The organism is Stackebrandtia albiflava (genome assembly GCF_007994225.1).
Lineage (GTDB): Bacteria > Actinomycetota > Actinomycetes > Mycobacteriales > Micromonosporaceae > Stackebrandtia > Stackebrandtia albiflava.
Window position 1 is genome coordinate 863,511 of sequence record NZ_VLLL01000005.1, and the last position, 25,469, is coordinate 888,979.

Genomic DNA, 25,469 nt, shown 5'->3' on the forward strand with positions numbered 1-25,469 from the left:
CCCCGAGCCCCCGCCCACATCGGCCGCCTGGTTCGCACCGTAGTACACGGCGCAGGTCGTCAGGGGTGAATCGTGGACAGTCGCCGGGCCGCCCGGTTTGACGGTTCCGGGCCGCCGGGGCGGCGCCCGGTTCTACTGTGAACCCACGTGACGGCCTTACCGGGGAGGACGGGTGGCTCAGGAGGAGCGGGTGACGCCGGTGCCCGGCGCCGGGCGGAACCTGGCACTGGCGACCGGCGCGTTCGCGTTGACCTTCTGGGTGTGGAACCTGATCGGACCGTTGTCGAAGACCTACACCGAACGCCTCGACCTGTCACCGGCGCAGACGTCGCTGCTGGTGGCGTTCCCCGTGCTGGTCGGCGCCCTGGGACGCATCCCCGTCGGTGTGCTGACCGACCGGTGGGGCGGCCGGGTCATGTTCACGGCGGTCTGCTGGATCAGCATCGTCCCCACCCTCCTGGTCGGCCTGTGGCACGACTCGTTCGCGGCCCTGCTGGCGTGGGGCTTCCTCCTCGGGGTCGCCGGGACGTCGTTCGCCGTCGGCATCCCCTTCGTCAACGCCTGGTACCCGCCGCGGCGACGTGGTTTCGCCACCGGCATGTTCGGCGCCGGAATGGGAGGGACCGCGCTGTCGGCGTTCATCACGCCGCGCCTCGCCGAGTGGTGGGGAGTGGGCAGCACGCACCTGGTGCTGGCCGGCGCGCTGCTGGTGGCGGGCGCGGTCATGTGGCTGTTCAGCCGTGACGCGCCGGACTGGCGGCCCGGCACCGAACCGGCCCTGCCCCGGATCCGCGGGGCACTGCGGCTGGCGACGACCTGGCAGATGTCGCTGCTGTACGCGATCGCGTTCGGTGGCTTCGTCGCGTTCTCGACCTATCTGCCGACGCTGCTGACGACCGCCTACGACTTCGCGCAGACCGACGCGGGGATACGCACCGCGGGTTTCTCGCTGGCGGCGGTGGTGGCGCGTCCGGTGGGCGGGATGCTGTCGGACCGGTTCGGGCCGACGGCGGTGTGCCTGGTGTCGTTCTTCGGTACGGCCGTCATGGCCGTGGTACTGGCGTTCCGGCCGCCACCGGAACTGCCCGCCGGTGCCGCGTTCGTCCTGACGGCGGTCGCGCTGGGACTGGGGACCGGTGGCGTGTTCGCCCTGGTGGCGAAGCTGGTCGCGCCCGCCCGCGTCGGCACGGTCACCGGCGTGGTGGGCGCCGCCGGAGGGCTGGGCGGCTACTTCCCGCCGCTGGTGATGGGCGTGGTGTACCAGGCGACCGGCGCCTACACGATCGGTTTCGTCCTGCTGGCCGTCACCGCCGCGGCGGTGGGTCTGTTCACGGCCGCGAAGTTCCGTCACCCCGCGCGCGAGCACGGCGGAGGGTGACAACACGTTGGCGGCAAGTGATTGCTTGTGTGACTGATGTGGCGTACCATGGGCGCTTAACGCGCGGCGGCCTGCCGCGCGAGCCCTGTATTCGGGGCTGTTTCCACGAACGTGCCGGGGGGCGGTCATGTCCGAGCTGTGCTGTCGCACACGTCGAGAGCGTGACCGGACGCGGCCGGAGCACTCCGGCCCCGACCCCCGCCCGGGGGTGCCGTTGGCCCCCGGCGATGCCTTGTCCACGCCGACCCCTCCTGAGAGCGCGCGATGACATCTACGAAGAAGACGGCCACGAAGAAGTCCACCGCCAAGAGCGCCGCAGCCGGCAAGAAGAAGGAACCGGCCGTGCCGGCGGCGGCGACCGCGACGGCCACCGCCGAGAAGCCCGCCGCGGTACGGTCCGACGCCGAGATCGGCGAGATCCGCGAGGCGCTCGACGAGCGCCTGCGCGAACTGCGTGAGGAGTACGAGGGCGCGATCGTCGGCATCAGCGAGGCGCAGCGGGAGCGGCTGGCCGACTCCGCCGGCGACGATCAGGTCGACTCCGGTTCCAAGACGGTGGAGCGTGAGCAGGAGATCAGCCTGGCGAACAGTGTCCGGGAGCGGATGATCCAGGTGGAACGTGCCCTGGAACGCCTCGACGACGGTGACTACGGCATCTGCGAGAAGTGCGGCACCGCCATCCCCGCCGCCCGGCTCGCGGCTTTCCCATCGGCTACGCTTTGCGTCAATTGCAAGCAACTGGAGGAGCGACGCTGAGCACCCGGGACGACACCGCCGACTCCGCCGGCGTGAAGGAGGCCCCCGACACCCCTCGTCGGACCCTGCGATTCGTGTGGGTCTACGTGGCGGTGGCGGTCGTCTCCCTGGCCGCCGACATCGTGAGCAAGGTCGTGGTCGTGGCGCAGATGTCGCCCGGCGACTCGGTCACGGTGATCCCCGGAACGTTGTACTTCCTGCTGACCCGTAACAGCGGGGCGGCGTTCAACCTCGCCGACGACTACACGCCCGTGCTCACCTGCCTGGCGACGGCCGTGGTGATCGGCCTGAGCTGGTACGCGTTCCGCAACCTGGGTTCCCGCCCGTGGGCGATCGGCCTCGGCATGATCGCCGGCGGCGCCGCCGGCAACCTCGTCGACCGGTTGTTCCGGGAGCCGGGTTTCATGCACGGTCACGTCGTCGACTTCGTCAGCGTGTTCGACCCGTACGGACAGGGTTTCCCGGTGTTCAACGTCGCCGACTCCAGCCTGGTCCTGGGCGTGGGCCTGGTAATCCTGCTGGAGTTGACCGGCCGCCGGATCGACGGTCAACGGGTCACCGGTGGCTCGCGGAGCGATTCGTGAGCCGGGAGCTGCGTGAACTGCCGGTCCCCGACGGCCTCGAGGGGGTACGGCTCGACCAGGTGATCTCACGGATGTTCGGCCTGTCGCGCAACGTCGCGGCGGAACTGATCGGCGCCGGTGAGGTCACCGTGGACGGCGAGCAGTGCCCCAAGTCGACGCGGGCCAGCGCCGGGGCGTGGCTGTCGGTGCTGCTCCCCGAGCCGCCGACCGCCGCCGGGCCCCCGACACCCGAACCGGTGGACGGCCTGCTGATCATCTACGCCGACGACGACATCGCCGTGGTGGACAAGCCCGTCGGTGTCGCGGCACACCCCAGTCCGGGGTGGACCGGCCCCACCGTCATCGCCGGCCTGGCGGCGGCGGGACACCGGGTGAGCGTGCACGGCCCGGCCGAGCGGCAGGGCGTCGTCCACCGGCTCGACGTCGGCACCAGCGGACTCATGGTGGTCGCCAAGAGCGAACGCGCCTACTCCGCCCTGAAACACGCCTTCAAGTACCGGGAGGTCGAGAAGCGGTACCGGGCGGTCGTACAGGGCCACCCCGACCCGTTGCGGGGCACCATAGACGCCCCGATCGACCGGCATCCCGCCTACGACTACAAGTGGGCGGTCCGTTCGGGCGGCCGACCGAGCATCACGCACTACGACACCCTGGAGGCGTTCCCGGCGGCGAGCCTGGTCGACATCCACCTGGAGACCGGGCGCACCCACCAGATCCGGGTCCACTTCTCGGCGCTGCGTCACCCCTGCGCGGGAGACCTCACCTACGGCGCCGACCCGACGTTGGCGGAGAAACTCGGGTTGACCCGGCAGTGGCTCCACGCGTACCAACTGGGGTTCACCCATCCGGGCAGCGGTGAACAGGTCGAGTTCCAGAGCGAGTACCCCGCCGATCTGGCGCACGCGCTGAGCGTGCTGCGTGGTGAGGACTGAACCCCGCGACACCTGCTGCGGGGCGGAATCGGCGCGCGTCGGGTACCCTCGGGGCCAGCAAGGCCAGGTGTGGGACGTTGTCGGCGACGTCACGACACGGTGCCGCGCGCCGTTCGCCCGGGCCCCGGGGTGAGCGCATGCACGAGTCCATCCGAGAGAGGATTCGGTGCCGCCAGCGACCTGTCGCAAGTCCGGTTCGTTCCGTAGCCTGTAGGACACAGACAACCGTGCGCGGACGGCTCCGCGCTGTCACCCCAGGGAGGTGAGCGTGGGTTCCATCGACGGCTGGTCCGCCAGGCAGCCCGAGCCGGTGCCTCGATGGCGTGCCCTGCTCGGCCGCAATCGTCAACGTGAGGATTCCGCCGCCGTACTCGAACCGTCGCCACCCCACTACCCCGCCGCCCCACCGCCGCAACGCCAGCCCGCGGCGTGGCCCGCCAACGACCCCGACCAGGACCTCGACCGACATCCGGCGCTACCGAAACTGCGCCGCGACCTCGGCAGGGCGCGCGTGGTGGCGTTCGTCAACCCCAAGGGCGGCGTCCACAAGACCACCGCCACGGTACTGACCGCAGCGGCACTGGGCAGCGCCCGCGGCAGCGGCGTCATCGCCTGGGACGACAACGAACTGCGCGGCACCCTGGGGCTGCGGGCCGGGACGGCCCGGCACGCCCGCACGATCCGTCACCTCGTCGCCGACCTCGCCGAGGTCGAGGCCGCCGGGGTGCAACTGTCGGAACGCGCCGACGACTACCTGCGGCACTCCTCGGACGGCTCCTTCGACGTCCTGGCCGGTGACGAGGACCCGAAGCTCGCCCGGCAGCTCGACCCGCAGACCGTCCTCAGGGTCCTCGACATCCTGACCCGTACCCACGACATCATCTGCATCGACACCGGCAACAACGTGGAGAGCCCGAACTGGCGCACCATCGTGTCCTCCGCCGACCAACTGGTGGTCACCTCGGTGCCCCGGGAGGACGCCGCGTTCACCGCCGACTGGATGCTGGACCTGCTGGAGGCCGACGGGTACAACGAACTGGTCGCCAACGCCGTGACCCTGTTGTCGTGCCCGACGCCCCGGCCCGGCCCGCTGTTGGACGACCTGGTGACCCACTTCCGGTCCCGCACCCGGGATGTGGCGGTCGTGCCGTACGACCCGGCGCTGGAACCGGGATCGGCGATCAAGTACTCCGAGTTGCGCACCTCCACCCGTTACGCCTGGCTCACCGCCGCCGGGGTCATCATCGACGGATTCACCCGCTGATCGGCGTCGCCACCACGGCCGTGTGGCCGGGGGCGGCACCGTCATGGAATGATCTGTTGCTGTGAGCCGATCCCCGAATCCGCCCGGGATTCCCGAACCCGCCGAGGGCACCACCACCGCGGAGGCCGGAGCCGCCGGAGCGCACCACCCGGCCGCGCCGCCGGTGCGGGAACCCCGCAGTCGTGGACGGGACGCCCTGGCCGCGCTCGGAGTGCTGGCGCTGCTGGCGTTCCTGGGCCTGCCGTTGGGTGTGATCTGGGTGACGGCGACCCCCCGGGTCGAACTCGTCCGGGTCCCCGGCGGCTGGGGCCTGACCCAGGAGAACCCGGAACAGTACATGGCCGCAGACGGCGTGTTCGCGCTGATCGGCCTGGCCGCCGGTGTGATCGCCGGCGTCATGGTGTGGGTGCTGTTGCCCAGACGGCGTGGCCCGTGGGTGTTGACCGGACTGGTCCTGGGGTCGATCGCCTGCCAGCTCGTCGCCTGGTGGTTCGGCCGGATGGGACGCGACGGCTACCTGGCCTCGATGGAACAGGCGCAGGTCGGCTGGCACTACTGGCGCTGGCCGGAACTGAAGATGGTGGACTTCAACCCGGCGGCCGCCGTCGAGAGTCTCGCCGACGGCCGGATCACCGAGGGCATGGGGCATCTGGCGCTGGGCGTGCTGGCGACCATGGCGTTCACCGCCGCGTTCGTGTACACGGTGTGCGCGGGTTGGTCCCGGTTCGCCGACCTGCGGGCGGACGGACCCGGCTCCGACGTGGCATATCACACCGAAACGCTCCCAGGATCCGAAACTCCACCGCAGGTGTCGAAACCGGCCGACTACCCTCGATCAGGTGCTGAAACGCATTGATCTCCGAGGGTCCGGTGACGTCGCGCGCGGTCTGCTGCCGCGCGCCCGGTTCGACGTGGCGGCCGCGATGGCCGAGATCCAGCCGCTGCTCGACGAGATCGCCCATCACGGGGCCGCGCCGATCCGCGCCGTCACCGCCGAACGCGACGGTGTGACCCTGGGGGACCTGCGGGTTCCCGAGTCGGCGTCGACCGCCGCCGTGCGTGCGCTGGACCCGGCGTTGCGGGAGGCGGTGGAGCAGTCGATCACCCGGGTGCGCGCCGCCCACGCCCCGCAGCGCCGCCCCGACCTGGTGACCGAGGTGGTGCCGGGTGGCACGGTCACCGAACGGTTCGTACCGGTGGACCGGGTCGGACTGTACGTGCCGGGAGGGTTGGCGGCGCTGGCGTCGAGCGTCGTCATGAACGTCGTTCCCGCGCAGCTGGCGGGTGTGCCGCAGATCGCGGTGTCCTCGCCGCCGCAACGCGACACCGGCCTCCCCGACGCGACGATCCTCGCGGTGTGCCGGATCCTCGGTGTCGAGGAGGTCTACGCGGTGGGAGGCCCCGCCGCGATCGGCATGTTCGCCTACGGCACCGACGAGTGCCGCCCCGTCGACATGATCACGGGGCCGGGGAACATCTACGTGACCGCCGCCAAGCGGGCGGTGCGGGGGATCGTCGGGATCGACGCCGAGGCGGGCACCACCGAGATCGCCGTCCTGGCCGACGACACCGCCGATCCGGTGCACGTGGCCGCGGACCTGATCAGTCAGGCCGAACACGACCCCGAGGCCGCCAGTGTCCTGGTGACGCCCTCGGAGGGACTGGCCGACGCCGTGGACGCCGAGGTGAAGCGACAGGTCGACCGGACCCGTCACTCCCAGCGGGTGACGATCGCGTTGTCGGGGCCGCAGTCGGGTGTCGTCCTCGTCGACGACGTGGAGCACGGACTGGCGGTCGTCGACGCCTACGCCGCCGAGCACCTGGAGATCCAGACGCGGGACGCCCGTGAACTGGCCATGCGGGTGCGCAACGCCGGAGCGGTGTTCGTCGGCCCTTACTCGCCGGTGTCGCTGGGCGACTACTGCGCCGGTTCCAACCACATCCTCCCGACCGCCGGGTGCGCCCGGCACTCCTCAGGCCTTTCCACGGCGACGTTCCTGCGGTCGATCCAGGTCGTGGAGTACACGCGTGAGGCGCTCGCGGCGGCCGCTCCGCACGTGGTCACGCTCGCCGAGGCGGAGAACCTCCCCGCGCACGGCGCCGCCGTGACCGCGAGGACGGCGGGCGCATGAGTGACGTCCGGGACCTGCTGCGACCGGATCTGCGCGGCCGGTCGCCGTACGGCGCCCCGCAACTGGACGTCGCGGTGCGGCTCAACACGAACGAGAACTCGTACCCGCCGCCGCCCGAGGTCGCCGCGGCGATCGGTGCGGCGGTGACCGAGGCCGCGACCGGGCTCAACCGCTACCCCGACCGCGACGCCGTCGCGCTGCGTGAGGACCTGGCCCGGTACCTGGGGCACGGGTTGACGACCGCGCAGGTGTGGGCCGCCAACGGCTCCAACGAGATCCTGCAGCAGTTGCTGCAGGCGTTCGGCGGACCGGGGCGTACCGCGCTGGGGTTCACGCCGTCCTACTCGATGCACCCGCTCCTGGCGTCGGCCACCGGGACCGGTTGGCGAGACGGCGGCCGGGAGGCGGGGTTCGCGCTCGGCGCCGGGCACGCGGTCACGCAGGTGCGGCACCACCGTCCGGACGTGGTGTTCCTGTGCTCGCCCAACAACCCGACCGGGACCGCCCTGGACCCCGAGGTGGTCGAGGCGGTGCTGGCGGAGTCCCACGGACTCGTGGTCGTCGACGAGGCGTACGCCGAGTTCGCCAGGCCGGGCACACCGTCGGCGTTGCGGCTGCTGCCGGGCAATCCGCGCCTGGTGGTGACCCGGACCATGAGCAAGGCGTTCGGCCTGGCGGGCGCCCGGTTGGGCTACCTGGCCGCCGACCCGGAGGTCGTCGAGGCCGTCCAGTTGGTGCGGCTGCCGTATCACCTGTCGGCGCTCACCCAGGCCGCCGCCCGTGCCGCGCTGGCGCACACCGACGTGCTGCTGTCCGACGTCGCCGCCGTCATGCGGCAGCGCGACCGGTTGGTGGACGAACTGTCCGCCCTGGGCCTGGAGGTGGCGCCCAGCGACGCCAATTTCGTCCTCTTCGGCGGAATGGCCGATTCCCGGGCGGTGTGGCGGTCGTTGGTAGACCGGGGGGTGTTGATCCGCGACGTCGGTATCCCCGGGTGGCTGCGGGTCACCGCGGGCACGCCCGGTGAGATCGACGTGTTCCTGTCCGCTCTGTCCGAGGCGCTGAAGGAGTATCCGCCGTCATGAGCCGCACCGCAGTCGTCGACCGCACCACCGGTGAGACGAAGGTCCACGTCGCACTCGACCTCGACGGGCCCACCGGCGTCGTGGAGGTGTCCACCGGGGTCGGCTTCTTCGACCACATGCTGCACCAGCTCGGGAAGCACGGTGGGCTCGACCTGACCGTGCGGACCGAGGGCGACCTCCACATCGACGCGCACCACACCATGGAGGACACCGCGATCGCGCTGGGAGCGGCGTACGCGCAGGCCCTCGGCGACAAGGCGGGGGTCCGCCGGTTCGCCGACGCCTCCGTGCCGCTCGACGAGGTACTGGCGCGGGCCGTGGTCGACCTGTCGGGTCGGCCGTACATGGTCCACGACGAACCCGCCGACCTCGCGCCGATGATCGGCCCCGCGTACCCGACGAGCATGACCCGGCATATCTTCGAGTCCTTCGCACACCACGCCCGCATCACGTTGCACGTGGCGGTGCTGCGCGCCGCCAACCCCGGTCAGCGGCCCGACGCCCACCACGTCGTGGAGGCCCAGTTCAAGGCGCTGGCGCGGGCACTGCGCGACGCCGTCGCCCTCGACGGCCGCGGCGGTGTGCCCTCGACGAAGGGTGTCCTGTAGTGGAAAGCGTCTGGCCGATCGTGTTGATGGGTGCCGCGGGTCTTCTCGTCGGCGGTACGTACTCGATGTTCCGGCAGGAACGCAGGGCCGCCGCCGTGGTCTGCGGCGTCCTGGCCCTGGTCGCCCTGGCCGGAGCGGTGCTGTGGTGGTGGCCGCAGGGGGCGGCGTGAGTCGTCCCGACGTCGTCGTCTTCGACTACGGCTCCGGCAACCTGCGTTCGGCGCAGCGGGCGCTGGAACGGGCCGGCGCGGACGTCACCGTGACCGACGACGTGGCGGCGGCGGCACGCGCCACCGGACTCGTCGTCCCCGGTGTGGGCGCGTTCGCCGCCTGCATGGCGGGACTGGCGGCGGCCGGCGGCCACACGCTGGTCACCGACCGGGTCGCCCGAGGCGCGCCCGTACTGGGTATCTGCGTCGGGGCGCAGGTCATGTTCGACGCCGGTGACGAGCACGGTGTCGTGACCGGGGGTCTGGGCCTGTTGCCGGGGACCGTGACCCGGTTGTCGGCCGAACGTGTTCCCCACATGGGATGGAACACGCTCGACCACGACGGGCTGTGGCTGCTCGACGGCGTCGCGCCCGAGGAGCGGTTCTACTTCGTACACTCCTACGCCGCCCGGCCGCCGATCGCCGGTGCCGAGGTCGCGACCTGTGACTACGGCGGCCCCTTCGTGGCCGTGGCGTGCCGTGGACCGTTGTCCGCCACCCAGTTCCACCCGGAGAAGTCCGGCCGGGCAGGGTTGGCGTTGTTGTCGAACTGGGTGAGGAGCCTGTGATGCCGGTATTGACGCTGTTGCCCGCGGTGGACGTGACCGAGGGCAAGGCCGTGCAACTGGTACAGGGGGTGGCCGGCAGCGAACGGCATTACGGCGACCCGGCGGCCGCGGCGCGGGAGTGGCAGCGCCAGGGCGCCGAGTGGATCCACCTGGTGGACCTGGACGCCGCGTTCGGCCGGGGGGAGAACTCCGCGCTGCTCGCCCGGGTCACCGCCGAACTCGACGTGAAGGTCGAACTGTCCGGTGGCATCCGTGACGACGCGTCGCTGCGGCGCGCGCTGGACGCCGGTGCCGACCGGGTCAACATCGGCACGGCCGCGCTCGAGGACCCCGAATGGTGCGACCGGATCGTCGGTGAGTACGGCGACCGGGTCGCGGTGGGGCTGGACGTGCGCGACGGCAGGCTCGCGGCGCGCGGCTGGACCCGGGAGGGCGGCGAACTGTTCGAGGTCCTGGAGCGGCTGGAGAAGGCCGGTTGCGCCAGGTACGTCGTCACCGACGTGCGAAGCGACGGGATGCTGACCGGCCCGAATCTGGAGCTGCTGCGCAGCGTGTGCGAGCGGACCGGTAAACCGGTCATCGCCAGCGGCGGCGTGTCCACTCTGGATGACCTGCGGGCGTTGCGGGAGCTCGCGCCGCTGGGCGTGGAGGGCGTCATCGCCGGTACCGCCCTGTACGAGGGCCGGTTCACCGTCACCGAGGCGCTGGAGGTCCTGGCGTGACCGACGTGACCGGCCCGGCCGACGTGGCCCCGGACGACGCCCACCGCATCGTGCGGGTCGGTTCGGGTGGCCCGTGGGAGGACCTGTACGGGTACGCGCGGGCGGTCGCGGCGGGGCCGTGGGTCGTTACGTCGGGCTGCACCGCCACCGTCGACGGCCGGGTTCTGCACGTGGGCGACCCGGCGGAACAGGCGAAGGAGGCGTTCCGGATCGCGCTCGACGGCCTGGTGCAGGCCGGGGGCTCGCTGTCGGACGTCATCCGTACCCGGATGTACGTGATCGACCCTGGTCACGCCGACGCGGTCGGCCGTGCCCACGGGGAACTGTTCGGCCTGGTGCGTCCCGCCGCGACCCTGGTCGTGGTGGCCCGGTTGCTGCACCCCGACCAACTCGTGGAGGTGGAACTGGAGGCGTACCTGCCTCCGGGCCGTCGCCCCTGACCCGGCTCCCGCCCGCCCGCACCGCCGACCCGATCACGTCGGCTTGGTTGGTCATAATGCGCGCTTGGTTGGTCATACGACGGCGAAAAATCGGACATTAGGGTTTAGAGCTCCTGAATCATTGAACTGTCTGGCTCGGAACGCTCAGGCGGCGACTGGCGGCGTTGTCGGGTCTTCCGCGTACAACACCGGTACGCAGAAGACCCTCCGCCTTGCCATTCATCCACCTGAGGCGCCCCTCCCTGCTCAGACGCCAATAATCCAGGAGCTCTTATTCGAGGCATGTCGATCGTCGTACGGCCAACCAAGCCGGCGGATGGGGGAGGCGGGCGGCTGACACAATGTCGGTCACCGGTTCGTCTCGTCCCGCAACGGAGTCGCAGTGCTGGCCTACCTCACCGCCGCAGGGCTGTCCGCGTCGGCGGGCCTCAACGCCTACATCCCGTTGCTGGTGGTGGGTCTGCTGAGCCGGTTCACCGACTCGGTGTCGCTGCCGGCCGGGTTCGACTGGCTCGCGAGCTGGTGGGCGCTGTCGGTCATGACGGTCCTGCTGGTCGTCGAGTTCGTGGTGGACAAGGTCCCGGTGCTGGACCACGTCAACGACGTCATACAGACGGTGATCCGGCCGGCGTCCGGTGGCGCGGTGGCCGCCGCCACCACGGCCGCTGGTGAGTGGGACGCCGCCGCCAACGCCGCGATGGAGTCGCAGCATCCCGCGCTGGCCGCTGCGGGCGGTACGGCGATCGCGCTCGCCGTCCACGGGCTGAAGGCGCTGCTGCGGCCGATGCTGAACGCGGGAAGCGGGGGAGTCGCCGCCCCGGTCGCGAGCACCGCCGAGGACGCCGGATCGGTCGGCATGAGCCTGCTGTCGGTGTTCGCCCCGGTCCTGGCCGGGGTCGCGTTGTTGATACTCGTCCTGGTGGGCTGGCGGCTGTGGCTCGCCCGGCGGCGGTGGCGCAGGCGCCGCGCGGAACGCAGGTCCGCCAAGGCGGCGAGGCGGGACGCGCCCGACGCGACCCTGCCCGGCTGAGGGCGCGGGTCCCAGGACCCGGAATCGGAGCCGGTGCGGGACCGCCCGCCGGTTACGCTCGGCGGCATGGCTTTGGCGGTACGTGTCATCCCCTGTCTCGACGTCGACGGTGGCCGGGTTGTCAAGGGAGTCCGGTTCCAGGACCTCCGAGACGCCGGGGACCCGGTGGAACTGGCGGCGGCCTATGACGCCGCGGGTGCGGACGAACTCACCTTCCTCGACGTGACCGCCTCCGTGGACGACCGCGACACGGTGTTCGACGTGGTGGCCCGCACCGCCGAGTCGGTGTTCATCCCGTTGACGGTGGGGGGCGGGGTCCGCACCGTGGACGACGTGGACCGCCTGTTGCGGGCCGGCGCGGACAAGGTCGGGGTGAACACCGGGGCGATCGCGCGCCCCGAGCTCATCGGTGAGGTGGCGCGGCGGTTCGGTTCGCAGGTGTTGGTGTTGTCGCTGGACGTGGCGGCGGACGACTCGGTGCCCAGCGGCTACACCGTCACCACACACGGGGGCCGTACCCGTACCGGGCTGGACGCGGTGACGTGGGCGGTCCAGGCCGAGGACCTGGGCGCGGGGGAGTTGCTGCTGAACTCGATCGACGCCGACGGCACGAAGGAGGGCTTCGACCTGCCGCTCATCGCCGCGATACGGGAGGTCGTGTCGATACCGGTGATCGCCTCCGGCGGGGCGGGCGCGGTGGGTGACTTTCCGCCCGCGGTCGCCGCGGGCGCGGACGCGGTGCTGGCCGCCAGCGTCTTCCACTTCGGGCAGATGTCGATCGGCGACGTCAAGGCGGGCCTGGCCGAGGCGGGCCACGTGGTGCGCTGAACCGGCTTCCCGGGCCTTCAGTGTCGGCGCCCGGGGACGTGCACCTAAGGCGTGACGGCGACGTCTCGCCGCACCGGGCGCGGACCACCGCGGAACCGCTTCATTTATAGTCACTTGCTATTGCGACCGTGTTGCAATAACAGGCCGACGCGAGATGGAGTGGATCGTTGAAGGACGTCGCGACCCGGGTCGTCCCGGACGATCCGCTCGGTACCCGGTCGCAACGTCGCCGGAGCCTGGGCTGGATCACCGGTCTGACGGCCGGTCTCATCGCCACCGTCTGCCTGACCATCGGCATCGGCCCGGTGTGGATCCCGCCCGACGTCGTGCTCGGCATCGTCGGTGACCGGCTGCTCGACCTGCCGCCGGACCCGGACCGGGCACGTTCCGACGTGTCGATCGTGCTCAACGTGCGGATACCGAGGGTCCTGCTGGGTGTCGCGGTCGGTGCGGGCCTCGCGATGTGCGGCGCGGTGTTGCAGGCCATGGTGCGCAACATGCTCGCCGACCCCTACATCCTCGGCATATCCGGCGGGGCCTCCGTCGGCGCCGCCGGTGCCATCCTGTTCGGACTGGGCGCCGGGATCGGACTCAACGCGCTGCCGGTGAGCGCGTTCCTCGGCGCGCTCGGCGCGGCACTGCTGGTGTTCTTCATCGCCCGCGCCGGCGGCCAGATCACCTCGCTGCGACTGCTGCTGTCCGGCGTCGCGGTCGGATACGCCCTGTCGGCGGTGACCAGTTTCATCATCTTCGCCTCCGACTCGGCGGAGGGCTCCCGCTCGGTCATGTTCTGGCTGTTGGGTTCGCTGAGCCTCGCCCGGTGGGACCCGCTGCTGCTCGTCGTGCTGGTCGTCGTCGGCCTGGCACTGCTGTGCTTCATCCTGTGGGGGCGGCGGCTGGACGCCATCGCGATCGGCGACGAGACCGCCCTCACCCTCGGCGTGTCCCCGACCCGCACCCGCGTCGTCCTCCTGGTGTTCGTGTCGCTGGCGACCGGCGCGGTCGTCGCCGCCGCGGGGGCGATCGGGTTCGTCGGACTGGTGATACCGCACATCGCGCGCCGCCTGGTCGGCTCGCCGCACACCAGGGTCATCCCGGTCGCCGCGTTGATCGGCGCGGTCTTCCTCGTATGGGCGGACGCCGCGGCGCGCACGGTGATGCAGCCCCGGGAACTGCCCATCGGGATCATCACCGCGATGGTGGGCGCGCCGTTCCTGCTCTTCCTGGTGCGGCGGATGTACGCCCGCCGTGTCTGACCGTCCCCCTACCCGAAGGATCCCCATGCGTCACAGAACAGTCACGCTCCTGGCGGTACCCGTGCTGGCCGTGTCCCTGGCCGGGTGCGGCGGCACCGACGCCGGTGCGGCCGACGCCGCGGCCGGATACCCGGTCACCGTCGAGAACTGCGGTACGGAGGTGGTGTTCCCGCAGGCCCCCGAACGGGTGGTGCTGCTGGAGAGCGCGCCGGTCACGATCCTCGACGGGCTCGGCGTCCTCGACCGGGTGGTCTCCCGTGCCGGTTCGTTCGCCCCGGAGTACTACTCCGACGACCTGAACGCCCGGATCTCCGAGATCCCGGCACTGTCCGAGGACATCGACGCCGCCGGGCACCTCATGCTGTCCCAGGAGGTCGTGATGGCGGAGGAACCCGACCTGGTACTGGGACTGCCGGACGGCATGACCCGGGAGGGTCTGGCCGACGCCGGGGCCAACGTGCTCATCCAGGACGTCTACTGCACCGAGGACGTCGCGCCGACCACCTTCGACACCCTCTACTCCCAGATCGAGACCTACGGCCGGATCTTCGACCGTCAGGGGCAGTCGGCCGACCTCGTCGACTCGCTGCGCGACCGGGTCGCGGCGGTCACCGAGGCCACCGCCGACGCGCCGGAACGCACCGCCGCGGTCCTCTACCCCACGGTGGGCGGCGGTCCACTGTACACATACGGTACGGCCTCGATGGCACAGCCGCAGTTGGAGGCGGCCGGTTTCACCAACGTCTTCGCCGACTCGTCCCAGCGCGTCTTCGAGGTCAGCGTCGAGGAACTCATCGACCGCGATCCCGACGTGCTGATCCTGCTGGGTCAGGGCGACCTGTCCGGGCTGGCCGGGGAGATCACGGCCCTGCCCGGCGCGGACTCGTTGCGCGCGCTGGCCGACGACCAGGTGCTCGTCCAGTCGTTCAACTTCACCGAACCGCCCAGCCCGCTGGCAGTCGACGGACTGGAGCGGATCGTGGAGCGGTTCGGCACGGGAGGTTAGTCCATGCTGGAGGCACGCGCCATCCACCACGCGTACGGCGCGACACCCGTGCTGCGCGGCGTCGACGTCCACGCCTCCGGAGGGGAGGTCGTCGGACTCATCGGCCCCAACGGCAGTGGAAAGACCACCCTTTTGCGCACCCTCTACGGTTCACTGACGCCGCAGCGGGGAACGGTCACGCTCGACGGTGTCCCGTTGGCGCGCCTGACCCGGCCGGAACTGGCCCGACGACTGGCGGTGGTGGTGCAGGAGAGCACCACCGAGCTGCCGCTCAGCGTCGCCGACACGGTGCTGTTGGGGCGCATCCCCCACCAGGGGACGTTCCAGCGACGGACCGCCACCGACCTGGCGGTGGCCGCCGACGCCCTGGACCGGGTGGGCGCCGCCCATCTGGCCGGGCGCGATTTCGGCGGCCTGTCCGGAGGCGAACGGCAGCGCGTCCTCATCGCCAGGGCGCTGGCGCAACAGGCCGACCACCTCCTCATGGACGAGCCCACCAACCACCTCGACATCCATTTCCAACACGAGGTGCTGCACCTGGTGCGGGAACTGGGCGTGACGACGATCGTCGTGCTGCACGACCTCAACCTCGCCGCGCGCTACTGCGACCGCGTGGTGCTGCTGGACGACGGTATGGCCCGCGCGCACGGGGCACCCGAGGAGGTGCTCGACTCCGGCGGACTGGAGGAGGTGTACCGCATCGCCATCCAGGCGGTCACTGCTGACGACGGGCGGATGCAACTGCTGTTCCGTCACATGGACCGAACCGGGGCGACCGATGCGCCCACCACCGCGAAAGGACGACTATGACATCCGCGACCGGCTCCGAGGCCGCCCAGGCCGGGATCACCGCCTACTGGGACAAGTACGCCGACGCCTACGACGCCCACCAGCGCGCCCGGCAGCGCGAACCCGAGGTGCTGGCGGCCTGGACGAAGGTGTGGTCGGCGGTGCTGCCGCCCGCCCCCGCCACCGTGCTCGACGTCGGGACCGGCAGTGGGAACGTGGCACTGCTGTTGGCCGGTCTCGGCCACCGCGTCACCGGGCTGGACCTGTCGGAGGGGATGCTGGAGGAGGCCCGGCGTAAGGCCGCCGGGGCGCCCGACGCGCCGGAGTTCGTCGTCGGGGACGCCGTGCGCCCCGACTTCCCGGAGGCGTCCTTCGACGTCGTCACCGCCCGGTACGTGCTGTGGACGGTGCGGGACACCGACCTCGCGCTCGACAACTGGCGGAGGCTGTTGCGGCCGGGCGGGCTGCTGGCCGCGGTGGACTCCACCTGGTATCCGGGAGGAGTGGCCGCCTCCTGCGAGGACGCCGCCACCGACCGGGAACGCGACTTCCGGGCCGCGTACACCGACGAGGTGCTGCCCCGGTTGCCGCTGGCCGAATCCGGCGACATCGGACAGACGGCCGAACGGCTGAGCCGGGCGGGATTCCGGGACGTCACCGTGACGGAGCTGCCCGAGCTGCTGGAACTCGACCGCCGCCACGGGGTGGCTCCGGGACACCGGCCCCAGATGCAGTACCGCATCACCGGGCGGGTGTGATCGCAGGCCCGCGGTGGGCGCCTCGTGCCGGTTCGCCGGGGGCGTGCCGGCGGGATGCCGCCGCCGGTCGGCACGGATCGTGGGATGAGATATCGTCAACCCATGGTTGACGATTGGGATGTCGAGAGCGACGGCATGCTGGCCCTGCCCTCCGGCCGGGTCATCCGCGGCCGTGGCCTCCGTTCACCGCTGCCGGAGGGCAGGCGGCCGACGTTCGGGCTGTACCTGCTGGGGCGGGAACCCGCACCGATGGAGTGGGAACGCCGCTGGATCAGGTGGCCGGACTTTCGGCTGCCCTCCGATCGTGAGGCGGCGGCCGAGGCGTTCCACGAGGCGTGGCGGCGCAGCGAGACCGAACGGGTCGAGGTGGCCTGCCACGGTGGGCGCGGGCGCACCGGGACCGCGCTCGCCTGCATCGCCGTCATCGACGGGGTCCCGCCTGGCGAGGCGGTCGCCTACGTCCGCGAGCACTACCGGCCAGGTGCCGTCGAGACCCCCTGGCAGGCGCGCTACGTGCGTCGGTTCCGGCCGGTGAGTACCCGGCCGTGAGCCGGGCGGGCGGACCGTTCCCCCGGCGGCCTTCGGCGCGGCGGTCCCGCGACTCGTGGATCGGCGTCGGGCGTTCCGCCCCGGAACGCACCGGTGGCCCGTCACCCCGAGGTGACGGGCCACCGGTGCGACACAGACAGGATCAGGCCAGCGTGCCGGCCTGTCCCATGTCGGGAGCCGGGTTCACCGGTCTGGTCCCCTTGGGCACCTTGCGCGCCGTCTTGCGCTCCACCACTGTCACCAGCTTGGACAGGCTGGCGGCCAGGACGAAGTACACGAACGCGGCGATCAGGAGCACCTGCAGGAACGAGTTGGCGTAGTCGCGGCCGATGATCTGCGCCTCGTGCAGCAGGTCCGGATAGGTGATCGCGTATCCCAGCGCGGTGTCCTTCAACAGGATCACCAACTGCGCCAGCACCGCCGGGAGCATGTTGCGGATCGCCTGCGGCATGACGATCAGCCGCATGGTCTGACCGTGCCGGAGACCGATGGCGTGACCGGCCATGGCCTGACCCGGCGGCAGCGCGTTGATGCCGCTGCGCAGGATCTCGGCGAGGACCGCGCCGTTGTAGACCGCCAGGCCGAACACCAGGTAGATGAGCCGTCGCCCGTCCTGGTCGATGCCCATGCCATTGGCGAAACCGAGCGCGCCGTCGATGGTGAACGGGATCCAGATCAGCAGCAGCAGCGGCATCGCCCGGAAGAACTGCACGTACACCGACGCGAGGAACCGGATCACCTTGAACCGGGAGACCCGGCCCATTCCGACGATGACGCCCAGCACCAGCGCGCCGACGCTCCCCAGCGCGAACGCCTGGAGTGTGCTCAGCAGCGCCGGGATCCAGGCGTTCTCGATGATGAGGACGTCCAACGGGTTGACCCACCGGGACTGCTCGAAGAACGCCTGCTCGTACAGGGCGTAACCCGCCCAGCCGAGGACACCGAGCAACACCACCCCGCTGACGAGTGAGGCGGTGTGCGCCCGCTTGCGGCCACGGGGGCCGAGGGCGTCGAACAGGACGGTGCTGTGTGGCTTATTGCTCATGGTTAAACCGCCTCACCGCGCGAACTCGGCGCGCCGTTCGGCCCGCCGGATGAAGTAACTGATGGGCAGGTTCACGATCAGGTAGCACAGGGCGACCCCGATGATGACGGTCCACAGGTTGTAGTGGACGTCGGTGTCGTTGATCAGCCGCTGCGCCATCGCGGAGGTCTCGGTGACACCGATGGCGAGCACCAGCGAACTGTTCTTCACCAGCGCCGTCAACAACGAACCCAACGGCGGGATCACGGTGCGGAACGCCTGCGGGAGGATGACGTTGCGGAGCGACTGGCCGAAGGTCAACCCGATCGACCGGGCGGCCTCGGCCTGGCCCAGGTTGATCGAGTTGATGCCCGAGCGGAGGGTCTCGCCCACGAACGCCGCGGTGTAGGTGGACAGGCCGATGATCGCCCACTGCCAGTTGGGCAGGGCGATGCCGATCTTCGGCAGGCCGAAGTACATGATGAACAGCACCGCCAGCAGCGGGATGTTCTTGAACAGTCCGGTGTAGGCGGTGGCGAACCACCGGGCCGGCGGGGCCGGACTCACGTGCATGGTGGCCAGCACGCCGCCGATCACCAGGGCGAAGAAGAAGCTGACCGCGGTGACCCAGACCGTCACCCACAGCCCGCTGCCCAGGGCGGCGGCTATCTGCGCCAGATTGTCGAACACGAGGACTCCTCGGGAGCTAAAGCAGTGGTGCCCACCGGCTATCGATGGGCACCACTGAAGGAGTGGGTTACTTGGCCTCGTAGTTGTCGATCGCGGGCGGCTCGGGCATCTCCATGCCGGCCGCGCCGAAGGTCAGGTCGAACGCCTTGGCCCAGTCGCCGTTGTCGAACGCCTCCTGGATCATGTCGTTGACGAACTGACGGGACTCGGTCTCGCCGAACTTCATCGCGATGCCGTAGGGCTCGTCACTGAACAGGTTGGTCTCCGGCAGGACCTTGAAGACCTCCGGCTTGGCGTCGACGAAGCCGTAGAGGATGGTGCTGTCGGTGCTCACCGCGTCGTGGGTGCCGTTCTCCAGGGACTCGGCGCACGCGGCGTAGTCCTTCAGCGTGTTGATCTCCGCCTCGGGGTTGGCCTCTTCGAGGTTGCCGATCGAACCGGAACCCTCGGCGATGCAGACGTTCTTGCCCGCCAGGTCCTCGACACTGTTGATGTCGGTGTTGTCGGCGGCGACCATGATGTTCTGGCCGGTGTAGAAGTACGGGCCGGCGAAGTCGAAGGACTCCAACCGCTCCGGGTACATCGAGTAGCTGGCGATGACCACGTCGACGGTGCCGTCGTTGATGTAGGTCTCGCGGTTCTCGGAGGTGGTCTCGACGAACTCCAGGTTCGCGTTCTCGCCCTCCTCGATGACCTCACCGAAGATGCGCATGGTGAGCAGGCGCGCCATCTCGGCGTCCATGCCCTCGATCTTGCCCGTCGCGGTGTCCTTCTGGCCGATCAGCGGCTGGTCGAACTTGGAGCCGACCACCAGCTTGCCCTTCTCACGGATGTCCGCGATGAGGCCGGTCTCGGGGAACTCGGTCGCCTGCGTCATGGCGTACTCGCCGACTTCCTCCTGACGCTGCTCCTCGGCCTCCTGGTCCTCGCTGGCCTGACCTGAACAGGCCGAGACGGCCAGAGCCGCGATCGCGGTGCCGACAAGCGCGGCCTTGCGAATGCTTCGCATGTTGTGCCTGGTTCCTTTCGGTTAACGGTGCTACGCCGGACGGCGCGACTAGTGTGACAACACTTTGGACAGGAAGTCCTGTGCGCGTGCGGTCTGTGGATTGTCGAAGAAGTCGGCCGGAGGGGCCACCTCGACGATCTGGCCGTCCGCCATGAACACGACCTTGTCGGCCGCGCGGCGCGCGAAACCCATCTCGTGGGTCACCACGACCATCGTCATGCCCTCCCGGGCGAGGTCCTGCATGACGTCGAGGACCTCGTTGATCATCTCCGGGTCGAGCGCGGAGGTCGGTTCGTCGAACATCATGAGCTTGGGGTCCATCGCCAGCCCCCGGGCGATGGCGACGCGCTGCTGCTGCCCGCCGGAGAGCTGCGCCGGGTAGGAGTCCGCCTTGTCCGACAGGCCCACCCGGTCGAGCAGCGCGCGGGCGCGCTCCTCCGCCTTGGCCTTCGTCATGCGCCGGACCTTGATCGGTCCCAGCGTGATGTTCTGCAGCACGTTGAGGTGCGCGAACAGGTTGAAGTGCTGGAACACCATGCCCACGTTCGAGCGCAACTCCGCCAGGGCGCGGCCCTCGGCGGGAAGCGGCCTGCCGTCCACCTTCACGTCACCGGAGTCGATCGTCTCCAGGCGGTTGATGGTGCGGCACAACGTCGACTTGCCGGAGCCGGACGGCCCGATCAGCACGATGACTTCTCCGGGCATGACCGTCAGGTCGATGTCCTGAAGCACGTGAAGGTCACCGAAGTACTTGTTGACCTTGGACAACTGGACGAGCGGTGTCTGCGTCGTCGTAGCGTTTTCCATTCGTGTCCCTGCGAGTAGACCCGGAGGCGGCGGGTGCGGAATCTGACGGTTACGGGCGGGTAGTGCGTGGCGCCATATTAGTGCCCCAGCTCACGAGGTGCCACCGGGGCGACCTCGCGTTCCGGCACCGAATGTCCGGTTATACCAGCCACTTCGCTCCCCGAGAAATCGAGGATCGAGAATATGGGCAGGAATGGTGACCTGCGGGCTTCCGTGACGCGGCGGCGACACCTCCGTCGCCGACCGGTGCCGTACGGTGGTGGCCCACCGGCGGTGGTAAGGGGTATCGCGCCGTATAAGACCAGGCTAGGCGGCATACGGCGACGACGGGGCGCGGTGCCCGTCGGCGCAGGGTCACAATCCGGCATCTAGTTCGTCACGAATCCACCGACTCGCCGTCGTATCGGGCGAATCGGTCGGGTAACGGCGCATATCGCGTATTACCGTCCTGTCCGGAATGTCGGTCGGCGCGGCCTCACAGCCCGAGCCGGGCCGAACGCAACCGCTCCGCCGCCGGCCCCGACAACTCGACCCGGCTGCGTTCCCCTCGTCCGAAGCAGAACAACAGCAGCTCGCCCGGTTCCCCGGTGACGACCGCGTCGACGCCGTTCCTGCCGAACGTCCGCCTGCCGAAGCCGGGCGCGGCCAGGGTGACCGTCAGTCCCGTCCGCCGCAGCAGCAGGCGGGCCACCCCCAGGCGGCCCCAGAGGTCCTTCGCCGCCGCGCGTGGCAGCTCCCGTGGCCGCCAGCCGGGCGCGGCGCGCCGCACGTCCTCGTGATGGACGAAGAACTCGACGGTGTCGGCGAACGGCTCGACCACCGGATTGGAGACCGGGCTCCACCACGGCGGCCTCCGCAACATGCCGACCAGCTCCTCGAACGGGCGCGCCCGGTACCGGCGCCGGATCGCCTCGGCGCGGTCGGCGAAGGCGGGCAGCACGATCCCCAGCGCCGAGTCGGGACGCCTCTCCCGCACGACCAGGTGGGCCGCCAGGTCACCGGTGTCCCACCCCTCGCACAACGTGGGCGCCTCCGGCCCGAGTCGGGCGAGCAGGTCCGCCAACGCCGTACGTTCCCGCCGGGCCAGGTTCGTCATGTCGTCATTGTGACAGCGGGCGCGGGAATGTCGCAGGCGCGTCATACATTGAACCGGTCACGAGTCCGTCGTCGGCCGCCGCTCCACCGGCCCCCGGCGACCGGAATGAGACCGCCGCCGACGCAGCGTGTGATGCCCGTCGCGTCGCCGCGCGGAGGTGGTACGGATGAGCTGGCAACAGAGCGGCGGCGTCGAACGGTAAGGACCGATAGCCGGTTGCGGTGCGGACATTCGCGAGTCAGTATGGCGTGGCGGTGTCTGGGTGCCGCCTTGGACAGCGGGAGGAAATGCGTGGACGGCGACATGCCCGACAAAGGCGTCATCACACGGGGCCTGCGGGTGTTGGCGATGGCCGTGCGCCGCCAACCCCGGATCTTCACCGTGGCCGCGTTCGGCGCGGTGTTCCACTCGCTCCTCATGCTCACGGGCGCCTTCGTCAACGCCTGGATCGTCGACTCGCTCGTGGTGCCGTCGTTCCGGTCCGGCAGCGTCGACACCGGAGTGCTGGCGCTCGTCGTGGTCGTCCTGCTGTCGCTGAGCCTCTTCAAGATCACCGGTATCTTCATCCGGCGGCTCGGCGCCGGATCGATGCAGTTCCGGCTGCAGGCGATCCACCGCCGCGAGGTGACGCGCCGATACCTGAGCCTCCCGGTCGCGTGGCACCAGAAGCACCAGACCGGTTCGCTGCTGTCCAATGCCAACGCCGACGTGGAGGCCAGCTTCGTCCCCATCGCCCCGCTGCCGTTCGCGGTCGGCACCCTCGTCATGCTCGCCACCGCCGTCGCCGCCCTGTTCTGGACGGACTGGGTGCTGGCGATGGTCGGGCTGGTCGTCTTCCCGATCCTGTTCGGGTTCAACGTCGCGTACGCCCGGCGGATGTCCCCACGCATGACCCGCGCCCAGCAGCTCCGCGCCGACGTGTCGGCCGTCGGTCACGAGAGCTTCGACGGCGCCCTGGTCGTCAAGACCATGGGAAGGGAGGCCGAGGAGACCGTCCGGTTCAACAAGACCGCCGACCAGCTCCGGGACTCGCTGATCTCGGTCGGCCGCCTCCGTGGCCTGTTCGACCCGATCATGTCGTCGCTGCCGGAACTGGGCACGCTGCTGGTACTGGTCCTGGGCGCGTGGCGGCTGTCGACCAACGCGGTGACCCTGGAGGAGATCGTCCGGGTCACCATGCTGTTCTCCGTGCTGGCGTTCCCGATCCGCGCCATCACGTGGGTGCTGGCGGACCTGCCCCGCAGCGTCGTCGGGTGGGAACGCGTCCACGGTGTCCTGTCCGCCACCGGAGACATGGTCTACGGCGACGACCGGCTCCCCGAATCCACCGCCCCCGCCGCCCTGTCGTTCCGGGGCGTCGGCTTCTCCTACCTCCCCGACAACCCGGTCCTGAAGGACGTCACCTTCGACGTGCCGCCGGGGAAGACCGTGGCGCTCGTCGGCCCCACCGGTTCCGGCAAGTCGACCATCGCCTCGTTGGCGACCCGGCTCGTCGACCCCGACACCGGCGTCGTCGCGCTCGACGGCACCGACGTGCGCACCCTCGACCACGCCGCGCTCGCCGACACCACCGCACTGGTGCCCCAGCTCGCCTTCGTCTTCGACGACACGATCCGCAACAACATCAGCCTAGAACGCGACCTCGGCGGCGGCGACGCCACCGTGTGGCAGGCGTTGCGCACCGCGCAGGCCGACGGCTTCGTCGCGCACCTGGAGAACGGCCTCGACACCCAGGTCGGGGAACGCGGCGCCTCGCTGTCCGGCGGGCAACGTCAGCGGCTCACCCTCGCCCGGGCCCTCGCCGGATCACCCCGGCTGCTGATCATGGACGACGCCACCAGCGCGGTGGACCCGAAGGTGGAGGCGGCGATCCTCGCCGCCCTCAAGAACAGCACCCGCCCGGCCTCGGTCCTGGTCGTCGCCTACCGGCGCGCCACCATCGCCCTGGCCGACGAGGTGGTCTACGTGGAGAACGGCAGGGTCGTCGCCCACGGCGGCCACGAGCAACTGCTGGCGACCGTCCCCGGTTACGCCAACCTCGTCACGGCCTACGAACGTGCCGAGGCCGAACGGGCCGCCGAAGGCGAGTTCGACAGCGACGAGTGGGACACCACCGAATCCGACCGGGAGGTATCGGCGTGACCGCCGTCGACACGGCCATCGAGGACAGGGTCTCCCCGTGGCAGACCCTCAAACGTGGCCTCGCGCTGTCGCCCGAGCTGCGCACCGGCCTGGCCGGGACGCTGCTGCTGGCGATCGTCTCCACGGTCGGACGCGGCGTCGTGCCCGTCGCCATCCAACAGGGCATCGACGACGGCCTACTGACCCCGGGCGGCCCCGACGTCGGTTACGTCGCCGCGATCGCCTCCGTCGGCGCGGTCATCCTCGTCATCACCGTCATCTCCGGCTACTACATGAACGTGCGGCTGTTCACCGTCTCCGAGACGGCGCTCGCCGCGCTGCGCACCCGGACCTTCCGCCACATCCACGACCTGTCGATGCTGCACCAGCAGGGCGAACGGCGCGGCGTCCTCACCGCCCGCGTCACCACCGACGTCGACCAGATCAGCCAGTTCCTCCAGTTCGGCGGCATCATCCTCATCGTCTCCAGTGGACAGGTGTTGATGGCGACGATCGTCATGGCCGTCTACTCGTGGCAGCTCGCGCTCGTGGTCTGGTTGGTGTCACTGCCGCTGGTGTTCGTCGTGCGGTATCTGCAACGGCGACTCGCCGAGGCCTACGTCCTGGTCCGTGAACGGGTAGGCGTCATGCTCGGCGCGATCTCCGAGTCCGTCGTCGGCGCGTCCGTCATCCGGGCGTACGGCGTCCAGGACCGCACCGCCGAACGGGTGGACGAATCGGTCGAGAACTACCGCGTCGCCCAGTTCCGGGCGCTGCGGCGCAGCGTCGTCAGCGGCAGCGTCGGCGAGGTCTTCAACGGCTTCGCCCTGTCCGCGGTGATCGTCGCCGGCGTCTACCTCGGCGTGGGCGGCCAGCTCACCGTCGGCCAGCTCACCGCGTTCCTGTTCCTGGTCACGCTCTTCGTGCAACCGATCATGATCGGCACCGAGATCCTCAACGAGGCGCAGAACGCCATCTCGGGCTGGCGCCGGGTCCTGGACATCCTCGAGACCGAACCCGACGTCGCCGACCCCGGCGACGACGGCACGGGCCTGCCGGCCGGGCCGGTGGACGTCCGGTTCGCCGACGTCGCCTTCTCGTACCCCGGCGGCCCCCGGGTGCTCGACGACATCGACGTCGCCATCGCCGCGCAGTCGAAGGTCGCCGTCGTGGGGGAGACCGGCAGCGGCAAGACCACCTTCGCCAAGCTCCTGACCCGCCTGATGGACCCCGAGTCCGGTGAGGTGCGGCTGTCGGGCGTGCCGCTGACCCGGGTGTCCTTCGAGTCGCTGCGGCGCCGCGTCGTGATGGTGCCCCAGGAGGGCTTCCTGTTCGACTCCACGATCGCGGGGAACGTCCGGTTCGCCAACCCGGAGATCACCCACGCCGAGATGTACGTGGCCTTCTCCGAACTCGGCCTCGCCGACTGGATCGACGGTCTGCCGCAGGGCCTCGACACCCCGGTCGGGGAACGCGGTGAGGCGCTCAGTGTCGGAGAACGGCAACTGGTCGCCCTCGCCAGGGCGTACGTCGCCGACCCGGACCTGCTGGTCCTGGACGAGGCCACGTCGGCGGTCGACCCGGCCACCGAGCTGCGGCTCTCCAGCGCCCTCGACGCCGTCACCCGCGGCCGCACCACGGTGGTCATCGCGCACCGCCTGTCCACGGCCGAGAACTCCGACGAGGTCCTGGTGTTCGACGCCGGTCGCATCGTGCAACGCGGGCCGCACTCCACACTGGTCACCCAGGAGGGGTCGATCTACGCCGGTCTCCACGCGTCCTGGGTGGAGCAGACCCGGTCGGTCTGACCGGCATCGAGAAGGACGT

Annotated in this window: 26 protein-coding genes and 1 pseudogene; 22 read left to right on the top strand and 5 right to left on the bottom strand. The window is 70.4% G+C overall.

The features are described 5' to 3' along the window. Positions 1 to 172 precede the first annotated feature (172 nt). From LX16_RS04905 to LX16_RS04995, 20 genes and pseudogenes are all read left to right on the top strand, one after another. Positions 173 to 1,378: an MFS transporter gene (locus LX16_RS04905; protein ID WP_147133734.1), complete on the top strand. Its 1,206-nt coding sequence runs from the start codon at positions 173 to 175 to the stop codon at positions 1,376 to 1,378. Between the two features lie 264 nt (positions 1,379 to 1,642). Further along, complete coding sequence (locus LX16_RS04910; protein ID WP_147133737.1) at positions 1,643 to 2,134, top strand: TraR/DksA family transcriptional regulator; 492 nt, start codon at positions 1,643 to 1,645, stop codon at positions 2,132 to 2,134. Beyond that, positions 2,107 to 2,718, top strand: a complete 612-nt coding sequence (gene lspA / locus LX16_RS04915; protein WP_244615680.1) for a signal peptidase II — start codon at positions 2,107 to 2,109, stop codon at positions 2,716 to 2,718. Before LX16_RS04910 ends, lspA begins: the two co-directional genes overlap by 28 nt. Beyond that, the gene (locus LX16_RS04920; protein WP_244615681.1) at positions 2,715 to 3,650 is read left to right on the top strand and encodes an RluA family pseudouridine synthase; all 936 of its coding nucleotides are present in this window, start codon (positions 2,715 to 2,717) and stop codon (positions 3,648 to 3,650) included. Before lspA ends, LX16_RS04920 begins: the two co-directional genes overlap by 4 nt. A gap of 229 nt (positions 3,651 to 3,879) precedes the next feature. Continuing rightward, positions 3,880 to 4,914 (top strand): annotated as a pseudogene (locus LX16_RS04925) (MinD/ParA family ATP-binding protein); the annotation flags it as partial. 61 nt (positions 4,915 to 4,975) lie between these two features. Next, the gene (locus tag LX16_RS04930; protein ID WP_147133743.1) at positions 4,976 to 5,770 is read left to right on the top strand and encodes a hypothetical protein; all 795 of its coding nucleotides are present in this window, start codon (positions 4,976 to 4,978) and stop codon (positions 5,768 to 5,770) included. Continuing rightward, positions 5,754 to 7,046 (top strand): histidinol dehydrogenase, encoded by a 1,293-nt coding sequence (hisD, locus tag LX16_RS04935; protein WP_147133746.1) that lies wholly within the window; start codon positions 5,754 to 5,756, stop codon positions 7,044 to 7,046. Before LX16_RS04930 ends, hisD begins: the two co-directional genes overlap by 17 nt. Continuing rightward, entirely contained in the window at positions 7,043 to 8,131 is a 1,089-nt protein-coding gene (locus tag LX16_RS04940; RefSeq protein ID WP_147133749.1) for a histidinol-phosphate transaminase, read from the top strand. The genes hisD and LX16_RS04940 overlap by 4 nt, the downstream gene beginning before the upstream one ends. Then, on the top strand, positions 8,128 to 8,739 hold the full coding sequence (gene hisB, locus LX16_RS04945) for an imidazoleglycerol-phosphate dehydratase HisB (protein WP_147133751.1): 612 nt from the start codon (positions 8,128 to 8,130) through the stop codon (positions 8,737 to 8,739). Before LX16_RS04940 ends, hisB begins: the two co-directional genes overlap by 4 nt. Further along, positions 8,739 to 8,909 carry a hypothetical protein gene (locus LX16_RS26855; RefSeq protein ID WP_170283842.1) on the top strand — a complete coding sequence of 57 codons (171 nt, stop codon included), beginning with the start codon at positions 8,739 to 8,741 and terminating at the stop codon, positions 8,907 to 8,909. Before hisB ends, LX16_RS26855 begins: the two co-directional genes overlap by 1 nt. After that, positions 8,906 to 9,517, top strand: coding sequence for an imidazole glycerol phosphate synthase subunit HisH (gene hisH, locus LX16_RS04950; protein ID WP_147133754.1), 612 nt, complete (start codon positions 8,906 to 8,908; stop codon positions 9,515 to 9,517). Before LX16_RS26855 ends, hisH begins: the two co-directional genes overlap by 4 nt. Continuing rightward, positions 9,517 to 10,239, top strand: coding sequence for a bifunctional 1-(5-phosphoribosyl)-5-((5-phosphoribosylamino)methylideneamino)imidazole-4-carboxamide isomerase/phosphoribosylanthranilate isomerase PriA (gene priA, locus LX16_RS04955; RefSeq protein WP_147133757.1), 723 nt, complete (start codon positions 9,517 to 9,519; stop codon positions 10,237 to 10,239). Before hisH ends, priA begins: the two co-directional genes overlap by 1 nt. Continuing rightward, positions 10,236 to 10,679, top strand: a complete 444-nt coding sequence (locus LX16_RS04960) for a RidA family protein (protein WP_244615682.1) — start codon at positions 10,236 to 10,238, stop codon at positions 10,677 to 10,679. Before priA ends, LX16_RS04960 begins: the two co-directional genes overlap by 4 nt. 382 nt (positions 10,680 to 11,061) lie before the next feature. After that, positions 11,062 to 11,709 (top strand): DUF4126 domain-containing protein, encoded by a 648-nt coding sequence (locus LX16_RS04965; RefSeq protein WP_147133759.1) that lies wholly within the window; start codon positions 11,062 to 11,064, stop codon positions 11,707 to 11,709. Between the two features lie 66 nt (positions 11,710 to 11,775). Further along, positions 11,776 to 12,537, top strand: a complete 762-nt coding sequence (gene hisF, locus LX16_RS04970; RefSeq protein WP_147133762.1) for an imidazole glycerol phosphate synthase subunit HisF — start codon at positions 11,776 to 11,778, stop codon at positions 12,535 to 12,537. Between the two features lie 167 nt (positions 12,538 to 12,704). Further along, on the top strand, positions 12,705 to 13,793 hold the full coding sequence (locus LX16_RS04975; protein ID WP_147133765.1) for a FecCD family ABC transporter permease: 1,089 nt from the start codon (positions 12,705 to 12,707) through the stop codon (positions 13,791 to 13,793). 25 nt (positions 13,794 to 13,818) lie between these two features. Continuing rightward, on the top strand, positions 13,819 to 14,799 hold the full coding sequence (locus tag LX16_RS04980; protein ID WP_147133769.1) for an ABC transporter substrate-binding protein: 981 nt from the start codon (positions 13,819 to 13,821) through the stop codon (positions 14,797 to 14,799). A 3-nt stretch (positions 14,800 to 14,802) separates the two neighbouring features. Further along, the gene (locus LX16_RS04985) at positions 14,803 to 15,609 is read left to right on the top strand and encodes an ABC transporter ATP-binding protein (protein WP_147133772.1); all 807 of its coding nucleotides are present in this window, start codon (positions 14,803 to 14,805) and stop codon (positions 15,607 to 15,609) included. Next, positions 15,606 to 16,346 (top strand): class I SAM-dependent methyltransferase, encoded by a 741-nt coding sequence (locus LX16_RS04990; protein ID WP_147133776.1) that lies wholly within the window; start codon positions 15,606 to 15,608, stop codon positions 16,344 to 16,346. The genes LX16_RS04985 and LX16_RS04990 overlap by 4 nt, the downstream gene beginning before the upstream one ends. A gap of 102 nt (positions 16,347 to 16,448) precedes the next feature. Continuing rightward, a complete protein-coding gene (locus LX16_RS04995; RefSeq protein ID WP_147133779.1) occupies positions 16,449 to 16,895 on the top strand; it encodes a protein-tyrosine phosphatase family protein in 447 nt (148 codons plus the stop codon). 142 nt (positions 16,896 to 17,037) lie between these two features. Here the strand turns inward: LX16_RS04995 and LX16_RS05000 are convergent, their stop codons facing one another. The 5 genes from LX16_RS05000 to LX16_RS05020 form a co-directional block, all read right to left on the bottom strand. Then, a complete protein-coding gene (locus tag LX16_RS05000) occupies positions 17,038 to 17,940 on the bottom strand; it encodes an amino acid ABC transporter permease (RefSeq protein WP_147133782.1) in 903 nt (300 codons plus the stop codon). Positions 17,941 to 17,952: 12 nt separating this feature from the next. Beyond that, entirely contained in the window at positions 17,953 to 18,609 is a 657-nt protein-coding gene (locus LX16_RS05005; RefSeq protein ID WP_211354287.1) for an amino acid ABC transporter permease, read from the bottom strand. Positions 18,610 to 18,676: 67 nt separating this feature from the next. After that, entirely contained in the window at positions 18,677 to 19,618 is a 942-nt protein-coding gene (locus LX16_RS05010) for a glutamate ABC transporter substrate-binding protein (protein WP_147133785.1), read from the bottom strand. 48 nt (positions 19,619 to 19,666) lie between these two features. Continuing rightward, on the bottom strand, positions 19,667 to 20,425 hold the full coding sequence (locus LX16_RS05015; RefSeq protein WP_147133788.1) for an amino acid ABC transporter ATP-binding protein: 759 nt from the start codon (positions 20,423 to 20,425) through the stop codon (positions 19,667 to 19,669). A 475-nt stretch (positions 20,426 to 20,900) separates the two neighbouring features. Continuing rightward, a complete protein-coding gene (locus LX16_RS05020) occupies positions 20,901 to 21,521 on the bottom strand; it encodes a TIGR03085 family metal-binding protein (protein WP_147133793.1) in 621 nt (206 codons plus the stop codon). Positions 21,522 to 21,824: 303 nt separating this feature from the next. Here LX16_RS05020 and LX16_RS27025 point away from each other — a divergent pair, with 303 nt between their 5' ends. Next, positions 21,825 to 23,663 (top strand): ABC transporter ATP-binding protein, encoded by a 1,839-nt coding sequence (locus LX16_RS27025; protein ID WP_244615683.1) that lies wholly within the window; start codon positions 21,825 to 21,827, stop codon positions 23,661 to 23,663. Then, the gene (locus LX16_RS27030; RefSeq protein WP_211354289.1) at positions 23,660 to 25,450 is read left to right on the top strand and encodes an ABC transporter ATP-binding protein; all 1,791 of its coding nucleotides are present in this window, start codon (positions 23,660 to 23,662) and stop codon (positions 25,448 to 25,450) included. Before LX16_RS27025 ends, LX16_RS27030 begins: the two co-directional genes overlap by 4 nt. Positions 25,451 to 25,469: the final 19 nt, after the last annotated feature.

Bases quoted from the DNA above. Each gene is read 5' to 3' on its own strand.
- LX16_RS04985 (WP_147133772.1), top strand. From the start codon at position 14,803: ATGCTGGAGGCACGCGCCATCCACCACGCGTACGGCGCGACACCCGTG.
- LX16_RS27025 (WP_244615683.1), top strand. From the start codon at position 21,825: ATGCCCGACAAAGGCGTCATCACACGGGGCCTGCGGGTGTTGGCGATG.
- LX16_RS05020 (WP_147133793.1), bottom strand. From the start codon at position 21,521: ATGACGAACCTGGCCCGGCGGGAACGTACGGCGTTGGCGGACCTGCTC.
- LX16_RS04995 (WP_147133779.1), top strand. From the start codon at position 16,449: ATGGTTGACGATTGGGATGTCGAGAGCGACGGCATGCTGGCCCTGCCC.
- LX16_RS04990 (WP_147133776.1), top strand. From the start codon at position 15,606: ATGACATCCGCGACCGGCTCCGAGGCCGCCCAGGCCGGGATCACCGCC.
- LX16_RS05010 (WP_147133785.1), bottom strand. From the start codon at position 19,618: ATGCGAAGCATTCGCAAGGCCGCGCTTGTCGGCACCGCGATCGCGGCT.
- LX16_RS04910 (WP_147133737.1), top strand. From the start codon at position 1,643: ATGACATCTACGAAGAAGACGGCCACGAAGAAGTCCACCGCCAAGAGC.
- LX16_RS04940 (WP_147133749.1), top strand. From the start codon at position 7,043: ATGAGTGACGTCCGGGACCTGCTGCGACCGGATCTGCGCGGCCGGTCG.
- priA (WP_147133757.1), top strand. From the start codon at position 9,517: ATGCCGGTATTGACGCTGTTGCCCGCGGTGGACGTGACCGAGGGCAAG.
- hisB (WP_147133751.1), top strand. From the start codon at position 8,128: ATGAGCCGCACCGCAGTCGTCGACCGCACCACCGGTGAGACGAAGGTC.
- LX16_RS04980 (WP_147133769.1), top strand. From the start codon at position 13,819: ATGCGTCACAGAACAGTCACGCTCCTGGCGGTACCCGTGCTGGCCGTG.
- LX16_RS05000 (WP_147133782.1), bottom strand. From the start codon at position 17,940: ATGAGCAATAAGCCACACAGCACCGTCCTGTTCGACGCCCTCGGCCCC.
- hisF (WP_147133762.1), top strand. From the start codon at position 11,776: ATGGCTTTGGCGGTACGTGTCATCCCCTGTCTCGACGTCGACGGTGGC.
- LX16_RS05015 (WP_147133788.1), bottom strand. From the start codon at position 20,425: ATGGAAAACGCTACGACGACGCAGACACCGCTCGTCCAGTTGTCCAAG.